The 12,849-nt window shown below is 35.2% G+C and carries 8 protein-coding genes and 1 pseudogene; 6 read left to right on the plus strand and 3 right to left on the minus strand.

The window, feature by feature from the left end:
• The 5 genes from MWU32_RS04585 to MWU32_RS04605 all read left to right on the plus strand — a co-directional run.
• A partial coding sequence (locus MWU32_RS04585; protein WP_246938168.1) for a sigma factor-like helix-turn-helix DNA-binding protein occupies positions 1 to 195 on the plus strand: 195 nt, incomplete at its 5' end.
• Between the two features lie 232 nt (positions 196 to 427).
• The gene (locus MWU32_RS04590) at positions 428 to 1,591 is read left to right on the plus strand and encodes a FecR family protein (protein ID WP_246938179.1); all 1,164 of its coding nucleotides are present in this window, start codon (positions 428 to 430) and stop codon (positions 1,589 to 1,591) included.
• Between the two features lie 287 nt (positions 1,592 to 1,878).
• Positions 1,879 to 5,160: a SusC/RagA family TonB-linked outer membrane protein gene (locus MWU32_RS04595; protein WP_246938180.1), complete on the plus strand. Its 3,282-nt coding sequence runs from the start codon at positions 1,879 to 1,881 to the stop codon at positions 5,158 to 5,160.
• Between the two features lie 12 nt (positions 5,161 to 5,172).
• On the plus strand, positions 5,173 to 6,585 hold the full coding sequence (locus tag MWU32_RS04600; RefSeq protein ID WP_246938181.1) for a RagB/SusD family nutrient uptake outer membrane protein: 1,413 nt from the start codon (positions 5,173 to 5,175) through the stop codon (positions 6,583 to 6,585).
• A gap of 13 nt (positions 6,586 to 6,598) precedes the next feature.
• The gene (locus MWU32_RS04605; protein ID WP_246938182.1) at positions 6,599 to 9,457 is read left to right on the plus strand and encodes a M16 family metallopeptidase; all 2,859 of its coding nucleotides are present in this window, start codon (positions 6,599 to 6,601) and stop codon (positions 9,455 to 9,457) included.
• A 57-nt stretch (positions 9,458 to 9,514) separates the two neighbouring features.
• Here the strand turns inward: MWU32_RS04605 and MWU32_RS04610 are convergent, their stop codons facing one another.
• The gene (locus MWU32_RS04610) at positions 9,515 to 9,793 is read right to left on the minus strand and encodes a DUF6520 family protein (protein ID WP_246938183.1); all 279 of its coding nucleotides are present in this window, start codon (positions 9,791 to 9,793) and stop codon (positions 9,515 to 9,517) included.
• 92 nt (positions 9,794 to 9,885) lie between these two features.
• Positions 9,886 to 10,353: pseudogene (locus MWU32_RS05465) on the minus strand (MauE/DoxX family redox-associated membrane protein).
• 173 nt (positions 10,354 to 10,526) lie between these two features.
• Between MWU32_RS05465 and MWU32_RS04620 the strand changes: the two are divergent.
• The gene (locus MWU32_RS04620) at positions 10,527 to 10,964 is read left to right on the plus strand and encodes an integrase core domain-containing protein (protein WP_246938185.1); all 438 of its coding nucleotides are present in this window, start codon (positions 10,527 to 10,529) and stop codon (positions 10,962 to 10,964) included.
• A gap of 576 nt (positions 10,965 to 11,540) precedes the next feature.
• On the opposite strand, the gene MWU32_RS04625 is transcribed toward MWU32_RS04620, so the two are convergent.
• Entirely contained in the window at positions 11,541 to 11,888 is a 348-nt protein-coding gene (locus tag MWU32_RS04625; protein ID WP_246938186.1) for a helix-turn-helix domain-containing protein, read from the minus strand.
• Positions 11,889 to 12,849: the final 961 nt, after the last annotated feature.

A 12,849-nucleotide genomic window follows, 5' to 3' on the forward strand; every position in this document is an offset into this window, starting at 1 on the left:
CGACGAAGATTAATTTTCGAAATGTCACGGAATGAAGGCAAAAGCTATAAAGAGATCAGCCAAGAATTAGGCATCTCAATAAATACAGTAAAAAGCCAAATGAACAAAGCCCTTGAAGCGCTTCGAGTCTTTCTTTTAAAAAACAGCGACATCTCCTTTACACTCTTGCTATTGGCATTTAAGTGGTTGAAATAATATTTAAAAATTCAGGGTTACACCACTTTTCAAAAAAAATCCACCTTTTTTTACACATTTGATTTTCATAGCAATTATACTCAAGACACCTTGAATTTAAAGAGGTTTAACAGATATTATGCTTCTGCAATTTGGTATGATTTGTTCATTTTCTGAAAATAAAATAACTTTTGAGTAACACAAAAATGATTCTCAATGGTTGTTTATATAGATACCGATAATTTAGGCACGAATGAATCAAGTACCCGATATACAAAAACTCCTGCTAAAGTTTGTTAAAAATGATTGTACGTCACAAGAAATCGCAACAATCATCAAATATGTAAAACAAACAAAAGGGACGGACAATTTACCTAACTTCAATGAGGTAATGCAACTATTTGAAGAGATCCCTGACATTGAACCGAAACGAGCACAAACGATGTATCAAAACATCCTAAAAACTGCGAAGCATGAAAAAAGAAGATCTTCAACAAGAAGAATATGGCGTTATGCCGCGGCAGCAGTTGTAGTGGGTATTATGGCATCAACTTATTTTTTTAGAGATCGTGTGTTAAATAACGACATCATAGCACCAAGTGCTACAATAGTACGCCATAACATCCATCCTGGTACGGACAAAGCCACCTTAACGCTTGAAACGGGAGAAACAATTTCTTTAGAAAAAAACACGTCTATTCAAACTCAAAACGCTACAAGTAATGGCGAGCAGATAATTTATAATAACAGTACTTCCCGAGAATTAGTCTATAACCATCTTACAATCCCACGAGGCGGGCAGTTTCAATTATCCCTCGCAGATGGTACACGGGTATGGTTGAACTCTGAAACACAACTAAAATACCCAGTAAGTTTTACCGACGGCGAAAGCCGTCAGGTAGAGCTTATGTATGGTGAGGCATATTTTGAAGTATCTCACAGTTCGAAACATAAAGGAGCAAAATTCAAGGTCATTCACAACCAGCAAGAGATAGAGGTATTAGGTACAGAGTTCAATGTTAAAGCTTATAAACATGAGTCAAATATTTACACGACTTTAGTTGAAGGCAAAGTAGCGTTAAATTATCAAAACAAAACTCAAAATTTGATTCCCGGCCAACAATCCAATATAAATGTGCTTACTAATACATTAACCGTTTCAACAGTTAATGTTAAAACAGAAGTATCATGGAAAGACGGCATATTCAGCTTTAAAGAAAAATCATTAAAGGAAATCATGGCATCACTTTCCCGTTGGTATGACGTGAATGTGGTTTTTGAAAATAAATCTCTTGAAAAGGTTCAATTTAATGGCGTATTGCGAAAACATCAAAACATCGAAGATATTATGTCAGTGATCATGTCTAGTTCATTGGACAACTATGAAATAATTGACAAAACAATATTTCTTAAATAAAAACAGGTAAAATAAAACAACACTATTCGTATAAATCATTCAAGTATAACCAATATCCAAAATAAATATGATAAAACATTTAGAGTAAATTCCAAAAAAAAGGGAACAATGTTCAAACCCGGACGGAACGTAAAAATAGTCCTGTGGACTATTTTAGTGAAAGGGCCAGCTGGCGTGTTGGCACGATAATATAAGAAAGGATGTAGTTTCTACCTGCAAGTATAGTACTACACCCCTCTTAAATGAATATTAATTAATTGTTCAACTAACTAATACATTACAAATTTATGCAAATTAAATTAACTAATACTGCTTTTCTATTCAGAAGAAGGTTTTTAATAGTCATGATGAGAACATTCATTTTCCTATGCTGTGCAATGGTGTTTGGCCTAACACCAGATAATGTCATCTCCCAAAATTCTAAAATCAAAATTGATGAGGATAAAACATTGACAGTGGATCAAGTGTTTGATCTCATCATGGACCAAACAGATTACAACTTTATTTACGAGGTAGATTTATTTAAGGATTTTCCCAGCATTCAAGTAAAAAAGGGAACGATAACTACAAATAAACTATTACAAAAAAGCTTATCCTTTAAAGACTTGGATATTTTAGTGACTAAAGACCATACAATAATTGTTAAACAAAAACCCCTTAAAAATAGTTTACAACAGGATTTTGTGGTCTCAGGAAAAGTTACCGATGGCAAACTGCCCGTCTCCGGCGCCAATGTTCTTATTAAAAACACCAAAAACGGAGTGGTCACTGACTTTGATGGACACTACAACATTACCGCCAAAGCAACGGACACACTCCTAATATCCTATTTGGGATATACCACGCTTACCATTCCAATTCAAAATCGCACAACCATAAATGTCGCACTACAGGAGGATGCGACAGCCCTAGGAGAGGTACAAATCAATGCGGGGTATTATACCACTACGGATCGGGAAAGGACGGGGAGTATTACAAGGGTTACGGCTAAGGATATAGAATTGCAACCCATTGTGAGTCCTTTGGAAGCTTTGCAAGGACGGATGGCAGGGGTTGAAATAACCCAAAGATCTGGCATTCCCGGTGCTGCACCCCGAATATATATTCGCGGACAAAACAGCTTGCGCAAATCATTTGACAACAACGGAAACCTACCTTTATATATCGTGGATGGTATGCCCATCAATTCAAGTTCGCTCTTTAGTTTAAACAATTTATTGGTTACGGGAACTGACCCTTTAAACACACTTAACATCAGCAATATTGAGAGTATCGAGATCCTAAAAGATGCCGATGCTACCGCCATTTATGGATCCCGAGGAGCCAACGGAGTCATATTGATTACCACCAAAAAAAAGAAAGCTGGTGAAAAAACACAAGTAGAAGCACGTGCTTATAGTGGTATCAGTAGGGTTTCTCATTTTGTGGATTTACTCAATACGCCACAGTACTTAAAGTTACGTAAACAGGCATTTGAAAATGATGGTGTTGTACCAAGCCAATTTAATGCATTTGATTTGCTTGTTTGGGATCAAGACCGTTACACTAATTGGCAAAAAGAATTTTTTGGAAGAACGGCCTTCATGTCAAATATAAATCTCAGCATTTCAGGCGGCAACAAATACACTTCATATTTGGTAGGCACTTCATCACATAAACAAAGCTCAGTTTTTCCTGGGGATTTCTCCTACAGGAAAAAAACTTTTAACTTCAACCTTAATCACCGTTCGCACAATGATAAATTCAGGCTGAACCTGACGACGAATTATGGATTAGATGATAATGACCTTTTTAGTAATGCCACATTTGTAAGCATAGCTTTCACGCTTCCTCCAAATGCCCCTGCCACCTACAACGATGACGGAAGCCTAAATTGGGAAAATTCTACATGGGACAACCCGTTTGCCGCATTAAAAAATGATAGTCGCGCAACAGTAAAAAACCTCATTACAAATATAGGAATAGAATATCAACTTTTAGATGAATTCACCCTAAAAGCCAACTTGGGTTATACAGATCTAAATAGCGAAGATGAAATATTAACTCCTATTGAAACTTATGATCCCGCAATATGGCACAGGGTTTCTAATACCTCCCGCCACTCATTGATTGGACGGAAATCTTGGATTGCCGAACCTCAATTAACCTACACAAAAGGCTTTAGTAACCATAGTCTTGACGCATTGGTGGGAGCTACATTTCAGGAAAATAGTAGTAATAGCCTAATAATGATTGGCACAGGATATTCCAATAAACAATTGATGGGTAATTTGGCAGCTGCTGATAAAATCTCAATAAATAACAATTTGGAAACGCGCTATAAATATAATGCTGTATTTGCACGTCTTGGCTACAATTGGAAATCCACTTATTTTTTGAACCTTACCGGAAGGCGTGATGGGTCGTCCCGATTTGGCCCAGGTAAACAATTTGCCAATTTTGGAGCCATAGGAGCAGCATGGATGTTTTCAAACGAAGACTTCATTCAGAAAAAATCATCTTTCCTATCCTTCGGGAAGTTGAGAGGCAGCTATGGAATTACGGGTAGCGATCAAATTGGAGATTACCGATATCTTGATACCTACCAAGCCACACCAGGGCCTGGTGGACTATATCCGACCCAATTGACCAATCCGGACTTTTCCTGGGAAACAAACAAAAAGCTGGAAGCTGCATTAGAATTAGGTTTTTTAAAAGATAAAATCCGCCTTAATACAGCTTGGTTCAACAATCGCTCCTCCAACCAATTAGTTGGGTACCCATTGCCAGCAATGACCGGTTTCAACCTTGTAGAAGCCAACCATCCAGCGACGGTTCAAAATACGGGATGGGAATTTGAATTACATACTGATAATCTTAAAACCAATGACTTTACGTGGAGTAGTTCTTTCAACCTTACCATTCCTCAAAACAAATTAATCAGGTTCCCACATATAGAGGAAACATCTTATAGAAATACATATCGTGTAGGATTCCCATTAAACTTGAAGATACTCTATAATTTCCAAGGGGTAGATCCTGAAACTGGACTTTATACCATAAAAGACGTAAACGGAGATGGAGTCTATAATATTAATGACCAGATTAGTGTAAAAAAATTAGGACGACAGTATTATGGCGGGCTTCAAAATCAAATTAATTATAAAAACTTTTCATTAAACTTTCTATTGGAGTTTGTAAAGCAAGATGGGTATAAATTTATGGCGGTTCCACCTGGACGTTTGGGAAATAATTTACCGAACCAAGTAAATTTAAACGAACACGAAAATTCCTCTTCAACCCAAACTGCATCTCAATCCATTTTCGCTCTTATGGCATATAACAATGCTTATAATAGTGATTTTGTAATTACGGACGCTTCTTATGTCCGGATGAAAACATTGAGCTTAGGTTATAACATTCCGGATAAACTCATAAAGTCAACTGGCTTAAGTCAATTTAAGATATTCATACATGCCCAAAACCTGTTCACCCTTACAAATTACATAGGATTAGATCCTCATTTGGGTGCCGAAATGAACCTTCCTGCCCTGCAAAACATTACTACCGGTGTTCAGCTTAACTTTTAAAACCTTAAAAAAATGAAAAATATATTTAATAAAAATACTAAGTTATTCTTTCTTTCCTTGCTTCTCTCAGTGAGTGCCTGCGAAGATTTTATTGAAGTAGAAGTTCCCAATCATAAAATTACTAGTGAAACAGTTTTCTCCAGTGACGAAACTGCCCACAGTGCGATGACAGGTATTTACAACCGATTGTTTAACGCTTCTTTTTCCAACGGAGGAAGTAGGTCAGTAACTTTTTTAGCAGGTTTAACCGCTGATAACTTTATCACAACTTCGACTACCGTACAGATAATGGAGTTTGGAGAAAATGCTATAGACGCATCCAATAGCTGGAACCTGGACCTTTGGGCAGGATGCTATAACATGATATATATGGTCAATGCTATATTGGAAAATAGTATCAACTCAAATGCCCTTTCAGAAAAAACAAAAAAAAGCCTAGAAGGTGAAGCGAAGTTTATCCGTGCTTTCACTTATTTCCAGTTGATTAATTTATTTGGAGAAGTTCCACTACTGCTAAGCACAGATTACCATAAAAATGCAATAACTCCTAGAAACAGTATAACTGCTGTCTTTGATCAGATTATAGTGGATTTAGAAGATGCAATTACGCTATTAGAAAAAGATTATCCTGATGCCGAACGTACAAGACCAAATATCTATGCCGCTATGGCTTTATTGGCCCGCACCCATCTTTATTTGAAAAATTGGGAACAAGCAGAATATTATAGCAGTCAAGTCATCAATCAGGAGGTACATTATAGATTATTGAAAAATCCTAACGATGTGTTTTTAGCAAATAGTGAAGAAGCTATTTGGCAAATTTCACCTTTAGGATGGGGAAGCAGTTTTACCCATACCAATGAAGGTAATCTCTTTATTCCTTCCACAACTAAAACACCTATTGCAGTCTTATCAGAATCCTTTCTGAATCAATGGTCAGACCAACAGGATCTGCGCTGGATAAACTGGGTTGAAAGTTTTACCTCTAATAATGAGATTTTGTTCTATCCTCATAAATATAAAATCCAGTACGATGCGTCAGGAGGGAAAATAAATGAATATTCCATGGTAATGAGATTGGCGGAACAATATTTAATTAGAGCGGAAGCTAATGTCCATTTAGGAAATTTACAAAACGCAATTGCCGACGTTGACAAAATAAGGGAGCGTGCTGAAATTGTACTTATTTCTGAATACAATCCTCATATTACCCAGTCCGAGCTTTTGGAAACAATATTTAAAGAACGAAGAAAAGAGTTTTTTGCAGAATGGGGACATCGGTGGTTTGATTTAAAACGTTCTGGAAAAAGTTCTGTTTTATCCCAAAAACCAAATACAGATTGGCAGGAAACAGATATTTGGTATCCTATTCCCGCAAACGAACGTTTAAAAAACCCAAAACTAACTCAAAATAGTGGTTATTAATTTAAAACATTCTATGATGAAAATAAAATGGATTTTAAGTCTGGCATATATGATGATTTTAAACATACAAGGACAAACCCAAAGCTACAAAGGTCTAAAAGATATTTCCAATTTGGATTCAAGGATTATTTATGGTCAATTACCTAACGGATTTACATATTACATCAAACCATTAGCACAAAAAACAGGAAAAGTATCAATGGATCTAATTGTCAAAGCAGGTAGTAGATATCAAATGGAGAATCAAGGCCAAATAGCTCATTTCTTGGAACACTTGCCATTTGCTCGCACTAAACATTATGCCAAAATTGCAAGGGATGTACAGCTATTAAGTGAACTTCAAATGCAGGCGGGCGACATCGGGGGAGCGACAGGAGCAAATGAAACGGTTTATACGTTTAATCATCCCTCTGGAAATTTAGCTGCTTTTAAAACTGGACTTTTATTTTTCCGGGATATAGCTTCCGGAAACATTTTATTTAATAAAGAAGATATTGATAGTGAGAAAGAAATTTTTTTTCAGGAGTATCTATATGGTAATGGACCTAGCTTATACTCAACTATAAAAGCAGCATCTCTATTGTCTGATTGCATGAACAAAGTACAAACCCCTGTAAACCATCAAAATTACATTCGGAATTTGGACATTTACAATATACAACGTTTTTATAAAGATTGGTACAAGCCCAATCGGATGGCGTTAATCGTTGTTGGTGATATTGAAAACCAAGAGGAAATGATGCAAATGATCAAAACCATATTTGGTGACATAAAAAATACACCAACTCCAAAATTACCAATAGACTGTAAAGAGAATTATTTGGCACGAAAAAACCAGTTTGTACTACTTAATGACGCAGTAAAGGATAGTGAAATAGAAAAAACCCCTATAGTTTTTCGTTTTTTCATGAGGGATAATAATAGTAATCAGTTTGAAGAAACCTATACTTTTAACAGTAATCATACCAAAGAGATGGGATTAGGAATGCTCAATAAAAGATTTAGAAAAGCGATGTCTTCCTCATACAATATTCCCTATAAGATATATGCAGCACAAGATCTATGGCTACCAGCAATTAGAATAGAAGTAAAAGTCGACAAAAGTCACGGAAAGGAAGGAGTTCAAAAAGCGTTTTCTATCATTAAGGAGATTAATCGAAACGGATTCACTTTAGATGAGTTTGAGGCTTATAAGCAAGAAACCATTAATGAATTATCCCAAATAGACACCCTTAGTCCACAGTATTGGAATAAACAAATTAGAGCCCATTTTATTGAGGACAAAATGATTCAAAAACCAATCATGTCAATTGAATTTTTGGAACGTCTTTCTTTAAACGAGTTTAATAGCTTTATAAAAAAGCACTTTCAAGAAATGCCTGAGGATATTGCAATAATCACTCCGGGAGAAAAGGACTTAAAAATAAATGAAACAGAAATTAGGCAATGGATCAAGGAAAGTAAAAAAATCAAGAACGATGAATTCAAACCATCTCTTTCTAAAAAACTTTTATCTCTCGAACAGATTGATAAATTAAAACCTGTAAATTTTACCGATCATGGAATGGATGAATTTGGAGCACACAAAATAACTTTGGAAAATGGCCTCAAATTAGTTCTTAAACCCTTTATTCCTTCGCAGGACAGACATCAGAATGACATCCTTATTCATGGCTTTAACTCAAAAGGCGCATTTAACGTCCAAAAAGAAGATTTTTATAGTGCCATTTTGATTCCAGATATTGTTCAACATTCAGGTGTGGGAAATTATAATAAATTTCAACTTCATGAGTCATTGCATGATACTAAACTTTCCTATAGTGTCCGCCCTTATATATCATCCCAAGATTCCGGAATAAAAGGAGAGGTATCGTTTCATAGTTTTGAAGAGGCTCTACAATTAATTTATTTATACATGGTCGAACCAAGATGGGATATGCAGGCTTTTAACGATTGGAAACGACAAGAGGAAATACACTATATGAGGTTTCATGGTATTGATAGGGTACAAAAGGATTTTATTAATACTGTGCAAGAAAATAGGGGAAATAATATTCCAATGCGTATGAGTACCAAACGGTATCAAAGTGTAAAAGCAGTCGATTATAAAAAAGCATATCAAATTTATAAAAGCCTGATGCAAGATTCAGAAAATCTCACTTTTGTGATTACGGGCAATTATTCTTTGGAAACTACGCTTCCCCTTTTACGAAAGTACTTAGGAAATTTACCGTCAAAATCACAAAATATATTTTTAGAAACAGATAAGGAGCATTTACCAATATCTCTACCTAAAACTCCCTTAAAAAAAATATACCATCCTGACCTACCTATCCAAAATGTCCACGTTTTTCAAACTTATTTAAGACAATCAATAGATACAATATCACTTAAAGAACAAATAGAATATGATCTTTTGACTGGAATTTTAAGTTTTCGCTTAAATGAATTGCGTTTTAAAAAAGAACGAGCAGTTTATATTTCAGTTGCTGCAAATGGTGTTGATTTATCAAATAAACTTCAATTTATAAATCTTATATTGAGCTGTTCTATTGAAGATTTCCCTAAAGTAGAAAATGACCTTATAGAAATGGTAAACAACCTAAAAGTCAATGGTGTGAATGAAGAAATGTTTGAATTAGTAATGCGATCCAATCGTAATTACTACTATAGCAATATAGCCAGAAATAAGAATAAAAGAATGTTGCAGTCTTTATATAACCATTATCAATATGGAACACCTTACTATAAACAAGACCAGGTTGATAACATCATAAAATCCATAAAAAGAGAACACATCCCTATAATTGCTCAAAAATATCTCGACGATAAGCTCTTAATGAACTTTGCGGCAAAAAGCGATATTAATTAAATAATGCAAAGAAGCCCTTGAACTAAAATCGTTCAAAGGGCTTCTCATTCTCAAAATCTATTCCATAAGGATATATGAATCTAAAGTTCCTCCCTTCTTCTGATTAATAAAATTCTGATCTGTATAAACCTGATGTTCAACAGCATTGGGATCGCCTGCAAAAACAACACGACAATCCACCTCTTTATTACTCGTGCAAGGATTACTTTGTAATTGATAAGGAACTCCATTTCGTTCAACCCACAACCCTGTATCAGGGTTGATTTTAGAAGCGAAGGCCATGCCAATGGCCATAACAAATACCATCATTGGTATTAAAAACTTAAACTTTTTCATATTTTCATAATTTAATGATTAAACAATTTGCCTATTTCAAGTTTAGGCAACTTTACATATTATTGCGCAATAATATTTTTTCATCCCATAGTTTATGATCGGGATTTTATAGGTTTATTTTTATAAGTCCGAAGGTAAATTCCAATTATTCCCAACAGGACAAAAAATGCATTGAATAATAGATGTTGCTGCCAACTGAGTTGTGATATAACTCCACCACAAGAGCATGGAAGCTCAGCTAAACCAAATTCATATATAAGCAGAGTTCCACCGATATAGAAAGTAAACCCTATCATTAAACTTGAAGCCATATAAAGTCCTCCTTTATGATACTTAGAAATAGCCAGTTGCAGGGCTGTTGCAAGTTATAATATGGGAATTCCCCAAGAGATTACCGTTGAAGCTATTGGATTACCAAATAAAACACTATTTCTTAGATCGTTATAAAACTGAGAGTGATCCAATAATTTACTCGCCGCTGCATATACAAACAACAGAATGAACAGTAAACTGACAATTTCTAAAATATAGTGTTTCAATATGTCCCATCTTAATGTCATAACCGAATCTTAAGTAGGAATAAAATTCGTGAATTAAAATGTTTTCTACGGGATTACCGATAGTCCCTAAGGGATTTGATAAAAAAGATGCAAACCGATTAAAAAATCATTTTGAATCTTGAATCGAGATTACTTTCTCAAAGTCATCGGCGTGACCCCATATTGCTTTTTAAATGCTTTCGAAAAATGAGACAACCGCACAAGGGTGTATAGACGCCCTGAGGATGGCCTTGAACAATAGGAAATATCAGGAACCGATGATACATCATTCAGATAGAGGCTCGCAGTACTGCTCACATCAATATGTCGCAATGTTGATTAAGAACAGAACGGCCATCAGCATGACGGAGAACGGCGACCCCTATGAGAATGCCATAGCTGAGCGCATCAATGGAATCATAAAAACAGAATTTAATTTACATGCCAGCATTTTGGGGTTTGAGAAAACGCAAAAGTATATTTCAGAGAGTATTGCTAATTACAACAGCTTCAGACCACATGCAAGCTGTGATTATTTAACCCCTGATCAAGCACACTTGCAATCAGAGAAATTAAACAAAAGATGGAAGAACTATAATAGGTACTTTGAACATGAAAAAACAACTGTATAGTTCTTTTAGGACTATCAACTATATTTGTATAACTATATTAGGATTTAATTAATAATCTGTATAGCTATTCTAGGACGGGTCAGGACGGGTCACAATATATAGGTATAGCGTATCAACGCCATGGATACTCCATGGATAATGCATGAAGAGTGTATGAAAGGAAAAAGGCTATTACAGACCACCACTACCCTATCTCAACTTTCAATTTACCACAAAAAGATAAGAGTTTTATTCTTTTGCTTTAACCATCTGAATAATATGCTTAAGTTAATTAATACAGTAAATACTTTAAGCCTCTATCAATAGGGCGTCTTTGAGTTTATAGTTTTTAAATCATAATTTACGCTTTGTAGTAAACCTCCTTCCTACCAACCTTTTCTCCTGTCTTTACTAATTCATCTTGTTTCAGATTACTAATAACACCAGCGACGGCGATAGAAGATATAACTGTATCAATTGCATTTATTCTTTAGCAGCCATTTTGCATTACAAGACCACGTAAGTTACCACCCTCAATGAATGAATAGTCTTAAAAAGTTAATTTGCAACAGCCAAACACATTGTCTTAAGCAAAAACTATTTTATAGATTCAATCTTCATCACTTCACTACGCATAACCTTTGTACCGCTTTTATTCATTGTCTGTTGAATGGTTATTACGATTTTATCATATTTTGGAGTATCAAACTTCATCAAGTCAGATATATTTTTAAATCCGAATGCTTTCGCTAACAAAGCTATATGTCTTGTAGAATATTTATGTCGCTGAGTGTAAGATTCAACATTCCCTACAAAAGATTTTGCCAATCCCATTTTAAGACTTAAATCTTCTTTGGTCAGTCCATTTTCCTCTCTCAGACCTTTAACGTGATTTATAAAATCAAAGTCAAATTGAGTCACCCGTAATTCCAATATTTTTTTCATTATTTAAAAAATATCATCCAACCTGTTGGATATTTAGATATTATTATTATATTTGTATTAGCGATTAGATAATAACCCGTATATCGGGAATTAAACGATGATTTCTCGTTCCGTAAAGTCCTATTTAGCAGACGAGAGTTTCGTGAAATCGCTCCATGTCAAAAAGTTTAATACTTTTGTATTGGCATGTGAGTGGTTTTCACGTATGCTTTCAATTGCATACAATAATTTTATTATTGTAGGGTATTAGGACACCTACGGATTGAAAGTGTGAGACCGCTCCTTGCTTTTTATGCAAGAAATTTTCATACTTCCGAAACATCGTTCCATAATTTCAATTGTGAGAACGATTTTTTGTTTATGGCCAGTAGCTCCCCACTACGTTCCGACAGGAAAACGGCTTCAAAAAAAATCATACTTACAACAGGTAATGCAATGTTAGGGAGTATTAAGCCCAAACATTACAAAATCCAAAACCGCCTTAGGTTTCCCTTTTTTTGGAAGAAACCCAGATTGATGCTCATTTTAATAATCGACAGTTTAAAAGTAGCATCAATCTTAACGTTTTCCAAATATTTTGAGGTTTTACCTTAATCAGAGGACAGCACAGGCGTTTATAAAACAGGACTAACAATTTAAAACCAAAACACGCATGAAAAATCAATTGTGACCAAGCCTAAACCTCATCATTGAGATACGCTACAACTGGAGTTTGCAACAAAAACCTCGCTATCGCCAATTGCAAACTCTAAATCCCTAAGAACATGGCAGCACTATAAAAGACAGTGCCACATAGCGAACAGTTAGAATTAGTCTTTGGGATAGCTGCCGCTATGCACCAAACCATATGCGGCAACTTCCCAATTTAACTTTAAAAAAAATGGAGCCCATGCACCTATAGTTTTCACAAAAAAACCTCCCTACAAATGTTGGCACAATCGTTCAGGAGGTCAAATTAAAT

It is taken from the genome of Gelidibacter sp. F63206 (assembly GCF_023015735.1).

Coding starts and splice junctions, on each gene's coding strand:
- MWU32_RS04590 (WP_246938179.1), top strand. CDS start 428: ATGAATCAAGTACCCGATATACAAAAACTCCTGCTAAAGTTTGTTAAA.
- MWU32_RS04595 (WP_246938180.1), top strand. CDS start 1,879: ATGCAAATTAAATTAACTAATACTGCTTTTCTATTCAGAAGAAGGTTT.
- MWU32_RS04600 (WP_246938181.1), top strand. CDS start 5,173: ATGAAAAATATATTTAATAAAAATACTAAGTTATTCTTTCTTTCCTTG.
- MWU32_RS04605 (WP_246938182.1), top strand. CDS start 6,599: ATGATGAAAATAAAATGGATTTTAAGTCTGGCATATATGATGATTTTA.
- MWU32_RS04610 (WP_246938183.1), bottom strand. CDS start 9,793: ATGAAAAAGTTTAAGTTTTTAATACCAATGATGGTATTTGTTATGGCC.
- MWU32_RS04620 (WP_246938185.1), top strand. CDS start 10,527: ATGCTTTCGAAAAATGAGACAACCGCACAAGGGTGTATAGACGCCCTG.
- MWU32_RS04625 (WP_246938186.1), bottom strand. CDS start 11,888: ATGAAAAAAATATTGGAATTACGGGTGACTCAATTTGACTTTGATTTT.